Source organism: Staphylococcus arlettae, from assembly GCF_002902345.1.
In the GTDB taxonomy this organism is placed as follows: Bacteria; Bacillota; Bacilli; order Staphylococcales; family Staphylococcaceae; genus Staphylococcus; species Staphylococcus arlettae.
Genome location: NZ_PPQB01000005.1, coordinates 271029 through 291021, shown reverse-complemented (window position 1 = coordinate 291021; position 19993 = coordinate 271029). Strand labels below are relative to the sequence as shown.

The following is a 19993-nucleotide window of genomic DNA, read 5'->3' as shown; positions in this document are numbered from 1 at the left end:
GATTTAAATATTAAATTTATAATGTAGCTTCATTGATACGTAGCTTATTTTTTCAAGAACAAAAAAACCTTAGCTGTTAGTTCAGCTAAGGTTTTATATATAATTAATATTGTTGAGGGAGTCAACGAAATTATTAATTATTTGAATTTACGTTTACGTGCAGCTTCTGATTTCTTTTTACGTTTAACGCTTGGTTTTTCGTAAAATTCACGTTTACGTACTTCTTGAATTGTACCGCTTTTAGAAACCGTACGTTTGAATCGACGTAACGCATCTTCAAGTGATTCGTTTTTACGGACTACTGTTTTAGACATGTGTATTTCCCTCCCTCCAAATATCAACGAAACTTTATTATCATATACACAGTAAATTACTATGTATAAATTAGTATAATATATCTGAGTTCTTTGGTCAATCAGTAAAATTTCAATTTAAAGATTCATATTACACACCGCTTAAGATCCTATTCACTATCGTATTTAGCTAGCCTTAAACGCAGTAATATACAAATTTGATGTCCGATTTTCGAGTTGGTAATTTTAAAAGTAAATAATTCCAACTAACTAAAAAGTGTATAAATATCCAGATTTCACGCTGTAATTTAAGCAGACATAATTTAAGTTACTATTGTATGTTCAGTTTGATTAGAAGCATGAGAAATCACACGTAACACTTGTCCTTCATTAATAGGATAATCAGCTTTAGTGATTTTAACTTTAACTAATTGACCTATTAAATCTTCATCTGCACTAAATTGAACTTTCATATAGTTATCTGCATATCCTACTAGTGTGCCAGGTTGATCACCTTGCTCTTCAGGGATGACTTCTAGAACGTCTTGATCAAATTGTGAAGCGTATGCTTTGGCAAGTTGATCACTCAAACTAATCAAACGATGCACACGCTCATTTTTAACTTGCTCATCAATTTGGTCGTCCATTCTAGCTGCAGGTGTTCCTATTCTTGATGAATATGGAAAGACGTGTAATTCTGAAAAATGATGGTCTACTATAAAGTCGTACGTTTCTTGAAACTCTTCTTCAGTTTCACCAGGGAAGCCAACTATAACATCACTTGTAACAGCTAAACCTGGTAACGCTTCATGCAAACGAGTTAAGCGTTCTGAAAAATGTGCCATTGTATACTTACGACGCATACGTTTTAAGACACTATCTGACCCAGATTGCAATGGAATATGTAGATGTCTAACTACTTTAGTTGATGCAGCTATTACTTGAATCACTTCATCTGTTAATTGGCTGGCTTCAATTGATGAAATTCTAATACGTTCTAAATTATCAATTTCTTCTAAATCACGTAATAATTGAGCTAAATTATAATTTTTTAAATCTTGTCCATAACCACCTGTATGAATACCTGTTAACACAATTTCTTTATAACCTGATTCTACTAATTGTGTAGCTTGTTCGATAACTTTCTCTGGGTCTCTAGAACGCATTAATCCTCTAGCCCAAGGGATAATACAAAATGTACAGAAATTATTACAGCCTTCTTGGATTTTTAAAGATGCACGTGTTCGATCGGTAAAGTACGGTACTTCTAACTCTTCGTACGTGCGATTTTTCATAATATTGCCGACACCATTAATGGGTTGACGTTCTTTTTTATAGTCTTCTATATAGCCAATTAATTTAGTTCTATCTTGAGTGCCTACAACAACGTCAACACCTGGGATATCCATGATTTCAGCCGGTGATGTTTGAGCATAACAACCCGTAACGCAAACAACTGCGTCTGGATTTTGTCTAATAGCTCTACGGATAACTTGTCGACTTTTTTTATCACCTGTGTTTGTCACAGTACATGTATTAATCACGAATACATCAGCATTCGTTTCAAAATCAACTCTTTCATATTCTGCCTCTTTAAATAATTGCCAAATTGCTTCAGTCTCATAATGGTTTACTTTACAACCTAAAGTATGAAAAGCAACTGTAGACATAAATATCACCCCAATAATTCATTTTGATAACTAACTGCACTTAACACATAAAGTGGTGCTGTTTCTGCCCGTAAAATACGAGGTCCTAGCCCAATTTGCTTCCCCACTGAAGCAAATAGAGTTACCTCATCTGCCGATAATCCACCTTCAGGTCCAAATATCACAAGTATATTTTCGCCTTGTGTTAGTTGTTGCAACACTGATTTGAATTGACTAATTTCACCATCTTTTGCTGCATCTTCATATGCAATTAATATATAATCGTATCCATCTATGTTATCATATAATGTTTTTAAATTCGAAATATAATCAATACTAGGGATAGTTAGTCGATAACTTTGTTCTGCAGCTTCTTTTATAATCTTTTGCCAACGCTCTATTTTTTTAGTTATTTTGCTTTGATTCAGTTTGACAATTGAACGATCCATTTCGGCCGCAATAAATTTACTTGCACCTAATTCTGTTGCTTTTTGCAACATCCATTCGTACTTGTCTGCTTTAATTAAACCACTACATATCGTAATATTTTGTGGCAATTCTGTAGAAATTTCTAATTCTTGTATCGGTTCAACCTCTATGGCATCTTGTGAAATTGCCGTTATTTTACATTTGAATACTCGTTGATCTAAGAAATTTAAAATTAATTCATTATCGACATGATTACGCATTACATTTTTAATATGATGAATATCTTCGTTATTTGTAATAAAAAAACGCTGATCTGAATCAGCGTTTTGGTTAATAAAGTACCTTTGCATATTTAATCGCTCACTTTCTGCCCCACGATACAAACCCAGCTGTTATCATGGTTTACTGAAATGATTTTAAAACCAACGCGTTTCATATGTTCTATTATAGCTTCATATTTTTCTTCTATTATACCAGAAGTTATAAAATAACCCTGATTATTTAACGTATTATAAGCATCTTCAATCATTTCATCAATTATGTGCGCTAATATATTGGCAATAACTATATCAAATTTTTCAGTTTCTTCAGTTAGCAAATTACCTGGTATTGCTTCTATCGCATGCGCACAATTATTTTTTTCGAAATTATCTACGGCTACCCGTACTGCCATTTCATCTAAATCGATAGCTTTAATGCGCTGCACTCCTAGCAAATGACTCGCAATACTTAATATACCTGAACCTGTACCAACATCAATTACAGAATCCGTTGGCTTTACATATGTTTCAATTGCTTTTAAGCACATGTTTGTAGTGGGATGATCCCCAGTTCCAAATGCCATACCAGGATCTAATTCAATGCATAGCTCTGAATCGTCTTCTTGGTTATATTCTTCCCAACTTGGCACAATAGTGAAGCGTTTAGAAGCACGAAAAGGATGAAAATAATTTTTCCACTCATTTTCCCAATCTTGTTCTTGAATACTTTGTTCTTCATATTTGAAAACTTGGCTATCCAATCCTTGTAACAGTTGGATATCATTCACTATATTGTCTTTTAACGTAGGAGAATATTTCAGGTCATTAAAATACGCTTTTATTCTGACGCCCTGTTCAGGATATGCTTCAGCTTTTAAATCATATATTTCTCCATATTTATCTTCGAAATCATGATTTAAATCGTGAGAATCTTCCAGTACAACCCCATTGGAACCGTAATTTTCTAGTATATCACTCACCAACGCTGTGACATCATGATTAACTGTAATTGAAACTTCTGTCCAGTTCATTATTTATTCTCCTTTGAAGAAACGTTTAGCTTTATCTTTAAAGTTTGATGGTTGTTCAGATAATTCTTCTCCGTTTAACTCAGCAAATTCACGTAAAATTTCTTTTTGACGTTCGTTAATTTTAGTTGGTGTAACGACGTTAACATTAACAAATAAATCGCCGTAGCCATAACCGTGTACATTCTTAATACCTTTATCTTTTAAGCGGAATTGTTTACCAGTTTGTGTTCCTGCAGGGACTGTTAACATTACACTACTATTAAGCGTTGGAATTTTAATTTCGTCACCTAAAGCTGCTTGTGAAAATGAAATGTCTAAGTTATAAGCTACGTCGTCACCCATACGTTCAAATGTATTTGATGGTTTCACTCTAAATACAACGTATAGATCACCATGTGGGCCACCGTTTTCGCCAGGTGCACCTTCACCAGCTAAACGAATTTGTTGTTCATTGTCTACACCTTCTGGTACAGTAACTTTAATTTTAACTGTTTTATTTTCAGTTCCTTTACCATGACATGTTTCACAAGGTTCTTCAAATTCTTGACCAGAACCATTACATGAAGGACAAGCTTTTTCAGTTCTTACTCTACCTAAAATTGTGTTTTGTTCTACTGAAACATGGCCAGCACCATTACAGTAATGACATGTTTTTTTAGATGTGCCAGGTTTAGCACCTTCACCATCACAAGTATGACAAGTAACATCTTTTCTGATAGAGATTTCTTTTTCAGTACCAAAAACTGCTTCATCAAATGTGACAGTCATAGTGTATTGTAAATCGTCACCTTTGCGTGGTGCATTTGGATCACGTTGGCGTCCTCCTCCGAAGAAAGAACTGAATATGTCTTCGAATCCGCCACCACCGAATCCACTGAAGTCTTGGCCGCCAAATCCTTGACCACCGAAACCACCTTGTGGACCGTTATGACCGAATTGATCGTAATTAGCACGTTTATTTTCATCACTTAACACTTCATAAGCTTCAGAGATTTCTTTGAATTTTTCATCTGAACCTTCTTCCTGGTTAATATCTGGATGATACTTTTTTGAAAGTTTACGGTAAGCCTTTTTAATTTCATCTTTTGATGCACTTTTACTTACACCTAAGACTTCATAATAATCTCTTTTGGCCACTGTGAATCTCTCCTTCTATATTAATTTCATAATTATAGTACTTGAAAAAAAGAAAAGTCAAAGCCAATGTGCAATTGACTTTGACTTACTTTGGCTAAGCAATTGTGTCTTATATTAATTTAACAATGTTGCTAGTTAGAAGTAAAGTGATTATTTTTGTTTATCGTCGTCATTAACTTCTGTAAAATCAGCATCTTCTACATTGTCATCTTGCGCTTGACCTTGCTCACCTTGAGCTTGTTGCGCTTGTTCTTGTGCTTGTTGATATACTTTTGCTGATAAATCTTGAACTACTTTTTCTAGCTCTTCTTTTTTCGCTTTAATATCATCTAAATCTGAACCTTCAAGTGCTGATTTTAATGCTTCTTTTTTCTCTTCAGCATTTGATTTATCTTCTTCGCTCACATTTTCGCCTAAATCAGTGATTGTTTTTTCAACTTGGAAAACTAAGCTGTCAGCTTCGTTACGTAAATCACTTTCTTCACGACGTTTTTCGTCTGCTTCAGCATTTTCTTCAGCATCTTTAACCATGCGATCGATTTCGTCATCAGATAAAGTGTTGCTTGATTGAATAGTAATGTTTTGCTCTTTATTAGTACCTAAATCTTTTGCAGTTACATTAACGATACCATTTTTATCGATATCAAATGTTACTTCGATTTGAGGTACTCCACGAGGAGCTGGTGGAATATCTGTTAATTGGAATCTGCCAAGTGTTTTGTTATCAGATGCCATTGGACGTTCACCTTGTAATACATGAATATCTACTGCTGGTTGGTTATCAGCTGCTGTAGAATAAACTTGTGATTTAGATGTTGGAATTGTAGTATTACGTTCAATTAACGTATTCATACGTCCACCCATAATTTCGATACCTAATGATAATGGTGTAACATCAAGTAATACTACGTCTTTAACATCACCAGTGATAACGCCACCTTGAATTGAAGCACCCATAGCTACAACTTCATCAGGGTTAACACCTTTATGAGGGTCTTTGCTAATTTCTTTTTTAATAGCTTCTTGAACAGCTGGGATTCTAGTACTACCACCAACTAAAATAACTTCATCAATATCTGAGCTAGATAAACCAGCATCTTTCATAGCTTGACGAGTTGGTACCATTGTACGTTTAATTAAGTCATCAGCTAGTTCTTCAAATTTTGAACGTGATAGGCTGATTTCTAAGTGTAAAGGACCGCTTTCTCCTGCAGAGATAAATGGTAATGAAATTTGAGTTTGAGATACACCAGATAAATCTTTTTTCGCTTTTTCAGCTGCATCTTTTAGACGTTGTAACGCCATTTTATCTTGGCTTAAGTCAACACCATTTTCTTTTTTGAATTCACTAACTAAATAATCAATGATAACTTGGTCAAAGTCATCGCCACCAAGTTTATTATCACCAGATGTTGATAGTACTTCAAATACGCCGTCACCTAATTCAAGAATTGACACGTCGAAAGTACCGCCACCTAAGTCAAAGACTAATACTTTTTGGTCTTCTTCAGTTTTATCTAAACCGTAAGCTAGAGCTGCTGCAGTTGGTTCGTTAATAATACGTTCAACTTCTAAGCCAGCAATTTTACCAGCATCTTTTGTAGCTTGACGTTCAGCATCATTGAAATATGCTGGAACAGTTACAACTGCTTTATCTACTGATTCACCTAAATAGTCTTCAGCTGTTTTTTTAAGGTTTTGTAGTACCATAGCTGAAATTTCTTGTGGAGTATAATTTTTACCTTCTATATCCACTTTATAATCTGTACCCATATGACGTTTGATTGATTGAATAGTGTTAGGGTTAGTGATTGCTTGACGTTTAGCAACTTCACCTACTTGAGTTTCACCATTTTTAAATGCAACAACTGATGGTGTTGTTCTAGCACCTTCTGGGTTTTGAATTACTTTAGGCTCATCACCTTCTAAAATAGCAACACATGAATTTGTTGTACCTAAGTCAATACCAATTACTTTACTCATATCAAAATTCCTCCTGTTTGTTAATTAAAATTGGGTATTTTCATCAAAAAATAAATTTATTGATTTACTTTAACCATTGAAGGTCTCAAAACACGATCCTTCAATTTGTATCCTGCCTGTAGTTCTTGGGTGATTTGGCCAGATTCAAACTCACTATTTTCATCTTGCATTACTGCTTGATGGAAATTTGGATCAAATTGTTGGCCTTCTGTTTCAATTCTTTCTAAACCATTATCATTAAGTGCTTTCAACAAGCTATCATAAACCATTTGTACACCCTTTTTAAGTGAAACAAATTGCTCGTCTTCTCCTTCGATTTGTAAAGCACGCTCAATATTATCAATGGTTGGTAGAATATCATTTAATACTCCTTGAGCTTGATATTCTTTCATTGTTTGATTTTCTTTTTGTATACGACGTTTGTAATTTTCGAACTCTGCATACAAACGTAGATACTTATCTTCGTTTTCTTTTACATCTTTTTTTAAGTTTTCAATTTCAACATCTTTAGGATCAACTTCTTCACTTACGTCCTCTTCTGTTGCAACATCTTCTTGAGATGTTGTGTTTGTTTCGTTGTTTACTTCTTCAGCAGAATCAACAGATGTTTGTGTTGTGTCAGTAGTTTCTGACGAAATGTCTTGTGCATCTGTTTCTTTGCTTACTGATTCATTTTGTTCTGTCATTTCCTGCCCTCCAATACTTTAAATTACCAAATACGATTTAGTAATTGTATCACATTTTGATAATTCATCGCAGTAGGTCCAATTACTGCTATTCGACCTTTCAACCTATCATCTATATGGTATTCACTAGATACGATAGATATATCACTTAAACTTGTATCAATTTCATGCCCAATCATTACATTTATAGATGAATTAGACATGTCATCGAGCAATTCAGTGATTTTATTTGATTCAATATATTGTAATATTGGTTGAATTGATGAGACATTTGATTCATTCAATGCATCAATCAGTTTAACCTTTCCACCCATAAAAATGCCATTACTTTGATTATCGAAATGTAATTGTAGCGTCTCAAACATCGTTTTAATAAAGTCTTGCTCACTGACAGACTGTGTAAACGAATTAAGTTCTTGCTCAAATTGTAAAGATGACCACGCATTATATTTGTCAGTAACAAAATTAGAAATTTTGTTTAATTCATCATTACTAATACGTTTAGCTGATGTTAAATGCAAATGTTCAACATGACCTGACGCAAACACTACAACCATTATAATTAAATAATCATTTGCTTGAATAAGGTGAATATTACTAATAATATCTTGCTTATGATTTGGACGCATTACCAACGTTGTATATTGAGAAGCCATCGACAGTTCATTAGCAAAAGCATGTAAAGCTGACGAAATATCATATTGATGGTCAATAAGTAGTCCTCTCAACCGTTGGACTTTTTTGTGTTGTTGATGAGATGTTTGTTCTAATAATTGATTCACATAATATCTAAACCCTAATTCTGACGGTGATCTACCTGATGATGTATGAGTCTTCTCTATTAGGTTTAGAGATTCTAATTGTTTCATCTCATTTCTAATAGTAGCTGGGCTTACATTCAAATTATGTCGCTCTATTAAAGCTTTAGAGCCAATAGGTTGATCTAAATCGACATAATCTTCAACAATGGCATTTAATATGCTCAATTGTCTATGAGTTATCATGTTTTCACCTCATTAGCACTCATTTGTTTCAAGTGCTAATTATAATTTATCAAATTGGTCAAAGTAAGTCAATGTTAAAGCCTTGAAAATTTTTATAATTTTACACGTTCAATAAAAAGGCTTCAAAAACCTCATTGCCAATCACTTTGCCCCGCTCTGTCAGTGCATAGTTACCGTCATAATATGATAAAAGTTGTTGGTCAACCAATGAAGTTAACGTTTGACCAAAAATTTCATCTATTTCAACGTCAAATTTATGTTTAAAATGAAATTTATTAACGCCTTTGTTCATCCTTAAACCAAGAAACATTTCTTCTTCCATTTGTTCTGTTTTAGTTGGCCACGAAGAATGTAATAAAGGGCGTTCATTATTTTCTATTTTTTTAATATAGTGATTAACTGGATTCACATTAGTATAACGTTCTCCATCTACGTACCCACTGGCACCTGCACCGAATCCATAATAGCCTTCATTTTTCCAATATACTTTATTATGTTCAGACTCATGTCCTTGTTTTCCGAAATTAGAAAGTTCATACTGCTGTAAATCAGAATGTTTCATGCGTTGAATTAAGTGCGTATACATTTCTTCACCTATATCTTCATTCGGTAACTTTAGTTTGCCTTTACGATACATGTTATAAAACTGTGTTTTGGGTTCTAATATTAGTCCATAACTTGAGATATGATCTATATCCAAATTAAGTGCTAAATCTAAACTTTCTTGGAAGTCAGCCAATGTTTGTTGAGGTAAATGATACATTAAATCCAAGCTTATAGATTCAATACCAATTTCTCGTGCATTACGTACTGCTTGATATATGTCTTCTGTACCATGTGTTCGTCCTAATATTGCTAATAAATCAGGGTTGAAAGTTTGTACACCCATCGACAGTCGGTTCACACCATATTTTTTTAATAACTGCAGTTTTTCCATTGTCAATTCATCTGGATTTGCTTCGAAACTATATTCTGTTTCAATATCAAATGTTTCGTTGATAGCAATTAGTAATCTCTCTAATTGTTTTACATTTAATGCTGTTGGTGTACCGCCACCTACAAACATCGTTTTCAATTGTCGTTGTTTGCTCGTAGACATCTCTTTAATTAAGCAATCCAAATACTGGTCCACTGGTTGGTTTTGTATAAAGTATTTATTAAAGTCACAATAAGTACAAATCTTTACACAAAAAGGTATATGGATATATGCACTCTTTACTTCCATATTTATTACCTCACTTTCTCTTTCAAGGCACAATAAAATTTGGGGCATAAATCAATTGATTTAAACCCCAAATAATTATTGTTAATCTTCATCCATTTTCAACACTGCTAAGAACGCGTCTTGAGGTATTTCAACATTACCAACAGCTTTCATTTTAGCTTTACCGGCTTTTTGTTTTTCTAACAATTTACGTTTACGACTGATATCTCCGCCGTAACATTTAGATAAAACATTTTTACCCATAGATTTAATATTAGTTCTGGCAACAATTTTTTGACCTATTGCAGCTTGTACTGGAACTTCGAATTGTTGACGTGGGATTAAAGTTTTTAGTTTTTCAACTAATGCCTTACCACGTTCATAGGCGAAATCTTTATGCACAATAAAGCTTAAAGCATCAACTTTTTCTCCATTAAGCAAGATATCCATTTTCACTAGGTCACTCTCTTTATTGTCTATAAACTCATAGTCAAAAGAAGCATAACCTTTTGTATTTGATTTAAGTTGATCAAAGAAATCAAACACTACTTCTGCTAATGGAATTTCGTATACTATATTCACACGAATATCATCTAAATAATCCATATTAACGAATTGGCCACGTTTACGTTGACATAATTCCATTACTGAACCTACATAGTCATTCGGCACCATCATTGTCGCTTTAACAAAAGGTTCATAGACTGTATCAATTTGATCTCTTTCAGGCATTTGCGCTGGATTATCTACTGTCACTTCTTCTCCGTTTTTCAAAATACATTGATATATAACAGAAGGTGCAGTAGCAATTAATTCAATACCGAATTCACGTTCAATTCGTTCTTGAATAATTTCCATATGTAACATCCCTAAAAATCCTGTACGATAGCCAAAGCCTAATGCTTGTGATGATTCCGGCTCAAATTCAAGTGATGCATCATTCAGTTGTAGTTTTTCTAATGCTTCTCTTAAATCATTGTAGTTTTTATTATCAATCGGGAATAAACCACAATAGACCATCGGGTTCATCTTTTTATAACCTTGTAAAGGATTATCGGCTGGACGTTCTGCATGCGTTATCGTATCACCTACACGAGAATCGTCGACATTTTTAATACTCGCAATAATATAACCAACATCACCTACTGTTAACTCGTCTATAGGTAGTTGTTTAGGAGTATTGATACCTACTTCAGACACTTCAAATGTTTTTCCTGTAGCCATCATTTTAATACGGTCACCAGGCTTAACTACGCCTTCTACTATACGTATAGAAGAAACAACACCTCTATAAGGATCGTATTCAGAATCAAATATCAAAGCCTTCAACGGTGCTTCTGGATCACCTTCTGGCGGCGGCACTGTTTCGACAATTTGTTCCAAAATTTCTTCGATACCAATATTTGATTTGGCACTTGCTAAGACTACATCTGATTGATCTATACCAATAACGTCTTCTAATTCTTGTTTTACACGTTCTGGTTCAGCTGCAGGTAAATCAATTTTATTAACTACAGGTAATAATTCCAAATCATTATCGAGTGCTAAGTAAACATTAGCTAATGTTTGTGCTTCGATACCTTGTGCTGAATCTACGACAAGAATAGCACCTTCACATGCCGCTAGAGATCTAGACACTTCATAAGTAAAGTCGACATGCCCCGGTGTATCTATTAAATGAAATGTATATACTTCACCGTCTTTAGCCTCATATTTTAGGCGTACAGCATTTAATTTAATTGTTATTCCACGTTCTCGTTCTAAATCCATAGAATCTAATAACTGATGTTGCATATCACGTGTTTCCACGGATTTAGTGTTTTCAAGTATTCTGTCAGCTAATGTAGATTTCCCATGGTCTATATGTGCAATAATTGAAAAGTTTCGTATATATTGTCGTCTATTCAATCGTTCTTGTTTATCCATGTTTTATCAGTCTCACTTTCATAATTCTAGCCCGTAAATATGTAACATATCTTTGATATAATAACGTTTTTAATCTATTATTGCAAACTTATCAAAAGCTATATACTTTTTTCGACTTTATCTGTAACATATTCATTATAAAGATATTCGGACAACATGCCAAATATTATTTTCAAATTAAGTAATCATGCAATCTAGCTTAAATAAATGATTGCAGAAAGCGCATTGATTTGATAAAATATCTTTTGTTGTAATCAAAATTAATTTTGATAGCGAAGATCACTTTTAGGAGGTGACACACATGGCAAACATCAAATCTGCAATCAAACGTGTTAATACTACACAAGTTGCTGAAGATCGTAATAATTCACAAAAAACTGAAATGCGTTCAGCTGTAAAAAAAGCTAAATCAGCAATCAACAATAATGCTGATAACAAAGCTGAATTAGTAAGTTTAGCTGTAAAAAAAGTAGATAAAGCTGCACAACGCAACTTAATCCACTCAAACAAAGCTGACCGTATTAAATCATCATTAATGACAGCTGCTAAATAATAAAAAAGTTCAAGCCTTTGCTTGAACTTTTTTTTATTTATAATGACAAAATAAACAATTCTAGAATTAACTGCTTATCCATATATGATGATTTCAATTTATAATCTGTTTCTGCACAACTATCTACAATATTTAATAATTGATCGATACTGTACTGACGCGCATGATTCAATGCCAGTTTTACTCGGTATGGATGTACATTTATTGTTTTAGCAATTTGTTGTCCACTATAACCTTTTTGACTTAATATTTTACTTTGATAATATAAGCGATAATTACTTGTAATTAAGGCTAATAGTTTAATAGGTTCTTCTTTCATTACAATTAGATCTTTTACTAACTGAACAGCTTTAGTCTTCTTGTTTTGTTGGATATATTCTGTTAACAAAAACACATTTTGTTCTAAGCTTCTATTTACAATTTGTAATACATCCTGTTTATTAATTGTAGGCCTATCTCCTAAAAACAATTCTAATTTACCTAATTCTTGTTTTACTATATTAAAATTCACACCAGTAAGCTCAATAAATAAGTTTAATGCATCTTGTTTAATATCTTTGTAATTTTGATTAAGCGTTTGTTTAATCCATTGTTTTATTTCTTCTTCAGACATTTGTTCTATTTTTTTCAATTGAGTCTGCTCTTTTAATTTTTTCACTAATTTTTTTCGCTCATCCAATTTCGAATGATAAACCTCAAAAATAATAAGCGTCTCACCGTCATATTTTTCAATAAATTCAAGTAGTTGTGTTGTATTATGATTAACATCTTTAGGTGCTTTTTCTCCAGTAAAAACATACGCGTTTTGTACTAACACTACCTTTTTATCCGAAAGAAACGGTAAAGTTAATGATTCCTCAATTATTGTCGACAAATCCGTTTCATATAAATTAAATTTCACGAAATTGAATTCATCTTTCGGCATTTCTAAATAATCAGCTACAATTTCATTCGTTTTTTTCTCTATCAATTCAGGTACTTCGCCATAAATTGTAATAATATTTTCGCTCATTCTTAGCATCCTTTCAAAACGACAAACAATATTTATTATAGCATTTGTATATCCGACTCTCTATATATCACTATGATTTTTCCACAGAAGTTTTCATTTGTGCGTCAAACACAATAGTAATTGCACCGTGTTGCGCGGTATTATAAATCTTGTCAGATGACTTGGCAAGCCTTGATACTACTTGTGATGCTGGAAATTGGTATCTATTATTCTTACTTGCCGATATAACGCTAATTTTAGGTTTTATGGACGCTATAAATTCACCACTACTACTAGTTATACTACCATGGTGACCAACTTTTAATACATCGATATTTTTTAAGTTATAACGTTGTAATAATAATTGTTCATTGCGAATTGTAGCATCTGCCATTAAGAGCAATTGATACTGTTTATAGTTTATCAACGTAATAATAGAATGTTCATTTTTATCATCCGAAGTTATAATAGCTGCATCTAATAATTGTATGCTACATTCATCCAAATCTATATGTGTAATTGTCGTGCTATCTATAATTGAAATATTATGAAGTTTAGCGATTGTAAATATATTGCTATATTGTACTGACTGATATGAAGAAGGATTGATAATAAGTGATTTTATTTTTACCATAGAGGCTAAATATTTAAATTCACCCATATGATCTAAATGAGGATGCGTAATAATTAAATAGTCTAACTGATGAATATTTCTTTGTTTTAAAGCCGGTAATATTTTATATTTAGTTATACTGCCACGATAATCTTTATTTGATGGCATCAACTTTCCACCGGTATCAATCATTACAGTACGATGCTGTGGTGTTTCAAAAAGCATGGCATCTCCATTACCAACATCAAATAATGTAAACCTAGCTAGATGGTCAAATGGGAGTAGCGCTATAATTAATGTCAAACTCAAACAGACAATAGCACATTTGAGATACCATTTCATTACATAAAACATAAAAATTGTTAAGACACTAATAAACACAAATACTAATTCAATATGAGTTAATTTCGGAATATACCATTGCCAATGACTTAATGGCAACAATAAATTTACTAGTAAATCATGTAACCAAAAGAACAATTGCATAATATGTTTAATTAAATATAATGCATGCGTAATATGACTTAATAAAAAACATACTATTGCTAATGGAAATAATAGAAATGTATAAAATGGAATAAAAAATAAGTTGGCAATTAACCCCACCCATTGAATTTCATTAAAATGCACAGCACTAATGATAAAAGCTCCTAAAAACGTAATAATATTAAGATGCCAAAATGTACGTAATGGATAATCTTTAGCTATTAGTGGCTTACCAAGTAATATAAATAATGTAATTAAAAATGAGAATTGAAATCCTATATCGTAAATATATGCGGGAAATAATAATAAAACAATTAAAAAGGTAGTTGCTAAAATATCAATAGGATGTTGTAGTATTTTTCGAGGCAGCAGTATAATTAATAAAGCTGATATAATTGCACGTAATGCGCTTGGTACGAAATCAACATAAAAGGCATAGCACGGTAATGCAATACATAATAAACACTTTATAACAGGTATAGGTATGCGCAACGCTGTACATGTCATTTGAATGATAATTATAATGCTAACAATATGAGAACCACTGACTGCTAGCAAATGGTAAATTCCTATTCTTTTAACATCTTCAAGTTGGTCTACTGATAATAAATGTACATCTCCAAAAAGTAGTGCTAAAACACGACCATACTCTTTTCCACCATACTTTTCCATTTGATTATAAATAAAGTTTTTATGCGTGTTAAAAATGTTAGGCAGTTTGGTAGTATCTTTATGGCATGATTTAACGTCAATTTGTTTGACTATAACAACTACATCGTTAGCTTTGCTAGTATGAAAATATCCTTTAATATGGCAGTTGAAGTGCGTTAAATCTATTTTCTGCTGCTTTTGTTGACCGTAATTGTAATGATGAAATGAAAAATGTTGATTATTAAGTTGTATTGTTCCAACTACTTTATGATTATGATGTGATTTAAAGGAAATGAAAGTTCCATGTTGTTTGATTTCTGGGTGTGCTAAAAGTGTTTGTGTTTCGAGGTTATTATTATGGAGATAAGAAGTATAATAAGTTGCACTAATAATAGGCATTATTAGTACAACAATATATACAAAAAGATGTTGCTTTTTTCGATAGAGTATAAATAGAGACAATAGAAAAAGAAATATCGCTAAGCTTTTAATATGTAGCCACATTATACCTATTAAAAAACTAACGGCAACATAAAGCATAAAATTAGTTATTCAATAAGTATTGAGCCACATGTTGTTGATTAAATGGTATTTTTTTATACTCAATACCCTCTTGTTCAAGAAGTTGTATAGCGTAATGATGATTATGATAATCTTCAGCATAATAAATTGTTGTGATGCCAGCTTGAATAATTGATTTTGTACAATTGAGACAAGGAAAATGTGTGACATAAATAGTTGCTCCTGCTGACGACACACCTTGTTTGGCACATTGCAACAAAGCATTCATTTCAGCATGAATTGTTCTAATACAATGACCATCTTCTATTAAGCATCCTTCATCAATGCAATGTACTTCCCCTGCCACAGAACCATTATAGCCACCTGCAATAATTCTATTATCTTTAACAATTGTTGCACCTACCGATAATCTTTCGCACGTAGAACGTAATGCTAATAATTGACTTTGTGCCATGAAATACTCTTCCCATTTGATTCGTTCCATTATTTGAGCGCCTCCAATTTATATGTATAATTTATCATTAATTATAGATTAATTTGTATACCTTAATTATGCAACATTATTAAACGGTAAATTCGCTTTGTAATCTTTCGAATGTTTTGTCACCAATGCCTCTGATTTCTTTTAATTGTTCAACACTCTCAAAAGGACCATTATTAGTTCGATATTCAATAATAGCTTGTGCTTTAGCCGGTCCAATACCATTGACATTTTTCAATTCTTCTTCGGTTGCAGTATTGAGATTTACTTGTTGTTGATTGCTTTTATCTGTCTTAAACTGTGTAGCTATATTTGTTGTTATTTCCCCTTTTCGAGGAATAATGATTAATTTTTGATCTATTAATTTTTCGGCAAGGTTAATTTGATTCAAATCAGCATCCGTTGTCGGCACTGCTTTTTCTAATAACTGCTTTACTCTATCAGAAGATCTCATTTTATAGACATTAGGCTTTTCAACGGATCCTTTTATATCAACATAAATAAACTCATTTCCTTTTGAATTAGAGACAGCAGAATTTGACTTAACTTCTTTAGCCTTATCATTAATATGCGAAGGATGAACAACTTCTTTTGATTGCGATGGTGTGGAATATACTTTAACTAACAACACACCAATAAAAAAACATAATAAAAATGCACCTACGACATAAATTATTCTATCGATAATCCACAACTTCAGTTGTTCAAATCGTTTTAACATATAAAATCACTCCTTTATACAATACACGTACAAAGGAGTGATTTTACTTTATTTACGAACAATGAAAAATAGTCTGTAGCCTTCTTCACTGTGATTCGTTGTATCAAAATCTACGAATGTCGATATATTTGTGAAGCCTGCAGCTTGTAATAAATGTCGATATTCAGCTTCTTCAAAAGAACGTTGATAATGTGATTCATCAAACCTCTTATAAACGCCATTTGTTTGGCTCACAAAAAACGTCATATCATGCCATACACTGTAAGGTTCTTCTCCTACTACTGCGTCCCATCCTAAAAACACATCTGCTGTTTCATTAATATAACTTTGGTTATTGAAAAGCGTTTGCATTTTATAAATGGTATGAACGTCAAACATAAACACACCATCAGGTGATAAATGTTGATAAACGTGTTCAAAAGTAAATTGGACTTCTGCCTTACTAGTTAAATAATTTAATGAGTCACAAAATATTGAAATGACGCTGAATGACTGATTTAAATTAAAATCGGTCATATCACCTTCTATCCAATTTACACTTTGTGATTTTGATGAGGCTAAACTTAACATATCGATACTCAAATCCATACCAGTGACTTGATCAAATTCAGTTAATAAGCTTGTTAAACTACCCGTTCCACAACCAATATCTAGAATTGATTGCTTATCATTAGAAAATTGATTGACTATTGCTAGCCAAGACTCATAGGGTTGATCAAATGTTAATTGATCATAAAATAAACTCAATTCCTCGTATTGGACCATAATTAATAAACAGCCTGTCTGTACGTTTCGATAGGAGCATCTCGATACAATTTCTCAACATTATAATAATCACGCTCATCTTTATGGAAAATATGAACAACAACATCTGCTAAATCGATAAGGACCCATCTTGCTTCGTTATAGCCCTCCATGCGTTTCACTTCAATTTCAGCTTCTTGTGCGCTATCTTTAACGGCTTTAGCTATTGATTGCACTTGTCTTTCATTATTTCCGTGGCAGACTACGAAATAATCAGTCATATCACTAATTTCTTTCATGTTAATTGAAATAATATCTTCTGCTTTTTTGTTTTCTGTTGCTTCGACAGCAATGTTTAATAATTGATTTGAATTCATTTAATCATCCTTTACTCTTTCGTCACTATAATTGTAATAATTCAAGCATGCAATGGTAGCGTCATAAACATTAATATCTTTACTGATTAAATATAACACTGTACGCTTAGAAATTTCATAAATGGTTTTATCTAAGCTACCTTGATTGTATGCTAATTCTCTAATTTCTTCAACGCCTGGGGTCTGTCTACCTGGTTCGATATAATCAGCAATAAATACTAATTTTTCTGTTTTAGTCATCTGAGCTCTGCCAGTTGTGTGATTTTTAATAGCTAGTAGCACTTCTTCGTCGTCTATACCAAATGTTTCTTGCATGATTAAAGCTGCTACAGGGCCATGTAAAATTTCAACACCATAGCTTAATAAATTACTATCTAAACCACGTGATGTGACAATTTGATACATTGTACCTAAATCATCATACTTACAATAATCATGTAATACTCCGGCAAGCTCAGCTTTTTGGGCATCGCCATCATAAATTTCAGCTAATTTTACAGCTGTCTCAGCAACATTGAGTGAATGAGTCACTCGTTTTTCTGGTAATTTGTCTTTAATTAATGCAACTGCTTGTTCAATTTTCATACAATCCTTCCCCTCTGATAAAACGCTCAACACTATTAGATACTAGCATTTTAATTGACTGGTTATCTTTGACGCGGTTTCTAATCATGGTTGAACTAATATCTACACGTGGGATATTTAGTGCAACCATGTCAGACGCGACTTCTTGTGTTGATGTATCTCTATTTACAATAATAAAGGTTATATATAATTTTAATTCATCTATTTTATACCATTTATTTAGTTGTTCGTATTGATCTGTGCCAATTACTACATAAAGTTTACTTAACGGATGGTTCTTTTTAATTTCCATAATAGTATCGTAAGTATAACTTTGACCTTGACGTTCTATTTCATCATAACAAATTTCACCAAAACCTAAGTCTTCGATGGCAAGTTTAATCATTTTTGTTCGCAATGATGCATCTAAATAGTCATTATGGCTTTTTAATGGAGACATAAAACTAGGAATAAAATAAAATTTAGCAGGTTTAATATGTGCATACACTTCGCTAGCAACTATCATATGACCAAGATGAATTGGGTTAAATTGTCCACCATAAATCACAATTGATTGTGTCATTATGGTAGATTGATTTGCTTGTTTTCTTCAGATTCTTTATAAAGAACAATCATAGACCCAATGACTTGGACAATTTGGCTACCTGTAGCATCACTAAGCTCTTGTGCTAAATCATTTTTATCTTCAAAGTTATTTTGTAAAATATGAACTTTTATTAATTCACGTTTTTCTAACAGTTCAGCAATTTGTGCGACCATATTGTCGTTAACACCTGCTTTACCAATTTGAAACGTTGGATCAATATTATGTGCTTTACTTCTTAAAAATCTTTTTTGTTTTCCAGTTAGCATAGATATGCTCCTTTATAAATAATTTAGTACTGTACTTCTCATAACATCATAATTTGGTTGTTGTTGTGTCCATATTTTGTAGCTTTCTGCTCCTTGATACACAAACATATCTAAACCATTATGAATTGGGTTTCCTTTTTGTTCGGCAGCAGCTAGAATAGGCGTTTTAAACGGCACATAAACAATATCACTCACAAGTGTTTGTGGTGATAAATAATCTAAATGAATAGGTAATTCTAAATTATCATCCATACCTGCAGGTGTTGTATTGATAATTATATCAAACTCTGACAACACTGGTTCAACATCTACTAATGAGGCAGTATTGACATCTAAATTCCAATGATCAAAGCGGGATAATGTTCTATTAGCAACTGTAATTTTAGGATTGACGTATTTTATTAATTCATTTGTAATGCCTTTACTTGCGCCACCTGCCCCTAAAATTAAAATATATGCATTTTCTAAATCGGGATAAACCTCTTTTAAAGATTTTACATAACCGATACCATCTGTATTATAGCCAATCCATTTATCGTCTTGGATTAACACGGTATTAACTGCACCCACCGTTTCGGCTTGTTCATCAATTTCATCTAAATAAGGAAGAATACTTTCTTTATGCGGAATTGTAACATTAAAGCCATCTAAACCCTGTTCCTTAATTATTTCTTTGATTGAATGAAAGTGCTGAGGATCAATGCGTAATGCATCGTAAGTGTGTTGATCACCAACCGCCTTAAAATTGGCATTATGCATTACAGGTGATAATGAGTGTTCGATAGGACTTCCAATTACTGCAAACTTCAATGTTA

Annotated in this window: 21 protein-coding genes; 1 reads left to right on the top strand and 20 read right to left on the bottom strand. The window is 32.6% G+C overall.

Features of this window, described 5'->3' with window-relative positions:
- Window positions 1–137: 137 nt before the first annotated feature.
- The 10 genes from rpsU to lepA all read right to left on the bottom strand — a co-directional run bounded on the left by rpsU (window position 138) and on the right by lepA (window position 11602).
- Window positions 138–314, bottom strand: coding sequence for a 30S ribosomal protein S21 (gene rpsU / locus CD036_RS01545; protein WP_002510503.1), 177 nt, complete (start codon window positions 312–314; stop codon window positions 138–140).
- A 302-nt stretch (window positions 315–616) separates the two neighbouring features.
- Window positions 617–1963: a tRNA (N(6)-L-threonylcarbamoyladenosine(37)-C(2))-methylthiotransferase MtaB gene (gene mtaB, locus CD036_RS01540; protein WP_002510502.1), complete on the bottom strand. Its 1347-nt coding sequence runs from the start codon at window positions 1961–1963 to the stop codon at window positions 617–619.
- A 5-nt stretch (window positions 1964–1968) separates the two neighbouring features.
- Window positions 1969–2721 carry a 16S rRNA (uracil(1498)-N(3))-methyltransferase gene (locus tag CD036_RS01535; protein WP_002510501.1) on the bottom strand — a complete coding sequence of 251 codons (753 nt, stop codon included), beginning with the start codon at window positions 2719–2721 and terminating at the stop codon, window positions 1969–1971.
- Between the two features lie 2 nt (window positions 2722–2723).
- Window positions 2724–3662, bottom strand: coding sequence for a 50S ribosomal protein L11 methyltransferase (gene prmA / locus CD036_RS01530; protein WP_103387860.1), 939 nt, complete (start codon window positions 3660–3662; stop codon window positions 2724–2726).
- Window positions 3663–3665: 3 nt separating this feature from the next.
- Complete coding sequence (gene dnaJ, locus CD036_RS01525) at window positions 3666–4799, bottom strand: molecular chaperone DnaJ (protein WP_002510499.1); 1134 nt, start codon at window positions 4797–4799, stop codon at window positions 3666–3668.
- A 150-nt stretch (window positions 4800–4949) separates the two neighbouring features.
- Entirely contained in the window at window positions 4950–6782 is a 1833-nt protein-coding gene (gene dnaK / locus CD036_RS01520) for a molecular chaperone DnaK (RefSeq protein WP_002510498.1), read from the bottom strand.
- Between the two features lie 56 nt (window positions 6783–6838).
- A complete protein-coding gene (gene grpE / locus CD036_RS01515; protein WP_021459918.1) occupies window positions 6839–7468 on the bottom strand; it encodes a nucleotide exchange factor GrpE in 630 nt (209 codons plus the stop codon).
- A 23-nt stretch (window positions 7469–7491) separates the two neighbouring features.
- Entirely contained in the window at window positions 7492–8472 is a 981-nt protein-coding gene (gene hrcA / locus CD036_RS01510; protein ID WP_002510496.1) for a heat-inducible transcriptional repressor HrcA, read from the bottom strand.
- Window positions 8473–8572: 100 nt separating this feature from the next.
- Complete coding sequence (hemW, locus tag CD036_RS01505) at window positions 8573–9697, bottom strand: radical SAM family heme chaperone HemW (RefSeq protein ID WP_021459917.1); 1125 nt, start codon at window positions 9695–9697, stop codon at window positions 8573–8575.
- An 81-nt stretch (window positions 9698–9778) separates the two neighbouring features.
- Window positions 9779–11602, bottom strand: a complete 1824-nt coding sequence (lepA, locus tag CD036_RS01500) for a translation elongation factor 4 (protein ID WP_021459916.1) — start codon at window positions 11600–11602, stop codon at window positions 9779–9781.
- A 301-nt stretch (window positions 11603–11903) separates the two neighbouring features.
- Between lepA and rpsT the strand changes: the two genes are divergently transcribed.
- Window positions 11904–12155, top strand: a complete 252-nt coding sequence (rpsT, locus tag CD036_RS01495; protein ID WP_002510493.1) for a 30S ribosomal protein S20 — start codon at window positions 11904–11906, stop codon at window positions 12153–12155.
- A gap of 37 nt (window positions 12156–12192) precedes the next feature.
- Here rpsT and holA read toward each other — a convergent pair whose 3' ends face one another.
- The 10 genes from holA to aroE all read right to left on the bottom strand — a co-directional run bounded on the left by holA (window position 12193) and on the right by aroE (window position 19988).
- Window positions 12193–13167 carry a DNA polymerase III subunit delta gene (gene holA, locus CD036_RS01490; RefSeq protein ID WP_002510492.1) on the bottom strand — a complete coding sequence of 325 codons (975 nt, stop codon included), beginning with the start codon at window positions 13165–13167 and terminating at the stop codon, window positions 12193–12195.
- A gap of 70 nt (window positions 13168–13237) precedes the next feature.
- Window positions 13238–15295, bottom strand: coding sequence for a DNA internalization-related competence protein ComEC/Rec2 (locus CD036_RS01485; RefSeq protein ID WP_002510491.1), 2058 nt, complete (start codon window positions 15293–15295; stop codon window positions 13238–13240).
- A 145-nt stretch (window positions 15296–15440) separates the two neighbouring features.
- A complete protein-coding gene (locus CD036_RS01480) occupies window positions 15441–15902 on the bottom strand; it encodes a ComE operon protein 2 (protein WP_002510490.1) in 462 nt (153 codons plus the stop codon).
- Window positions 15903–15981: 79 nt separating this feature from the next.
- Window positions 15982–16620 carry a helix-hairpin-helix domain-containing protein gene (locus CD036_RS01475; protein WP_021459915.1) on the bottom strand — a complete coding sequence of 213 codons (639 nt, stop codon included), beginning with the start codon at window positions 16618–16620 and terminating at the stop codon, window positions 15982–15984.
- A 48-nt stretch (window positions 16621–16668) separates the two neighbouring features.
- Window positions 16669–17385, bottom strand: coding sequence for a class I SAM-dependent DNA methyltransferase (locus CD036_RS01470; RefSeq protein WP_103387859.1), 717 nt, complete (start codon window positions 17383–17385; stop codon window positions 16669–16671).
- 2 nt (window positions 17386–17387) lie between these two features.
- Window positions 17388–17741: a ribosome silencing factor gene (gene rsfS, locus CD036_RS01465; RefSeq protein WP_103387858.1), complete on the bottom strand. Its 354-nt coding sequence runs from the start codon at window positions 17739–17741 to the stop codon at window positions 17388–17390.
- On the bottom strand, window positions 17742–18326 hold the full coding sequence (gene yqeK / locus CD036_RS01460; protein WP_002510486.1) for a bis(5'-nucleosyl)-tetraphosphatase (symmetrical) YqeK: 585 nt from the start codon (window positions 18324–18326) through the stop codon (window positions 17742–17744).
- Entirely contained in the window at window positions 18316–18888 is a 573-nt protein-coding gene (gene nadD, locus CD036_RS01455) for a nicotinate (nicotinamide) nucleotide adenylyltransferase (RefSeq protein ID WP_002510485.1), read from the bottom strand. The genes yqeK and nadD overlap by 11 nt, the downstream gene beginning before the upstream one ends.
- A complete protein-coding gene (yhbY, locus tag CD036_RS01450; RefSeq protein ID WP_002510484.1) occupies window positions 18888–19178 on the bottom strand; it encodes a ribosome assembly RNA-binding protein YhbY in 291 nt (96 codons plus the stop codon). The genes nadD and yhbY overlap by 1 nt, the downstream gene beginning before the upstream one ends.
- Window positions 19179–19190: 12 nt before the next feature.
- Window positions 19191–19988: a shikimate dehydrogenase gene (gene aroE / locus CD036_RS01445; protein ID WP_002510483.1), complete on the bottom strand. Its 798-nt coding sequence runs from the start codon at window positions 19986–19988 to the stop codon at window positions 19191–19193.
- Window positions 19989–19993 lie beyond the last annotated feature (5 nt).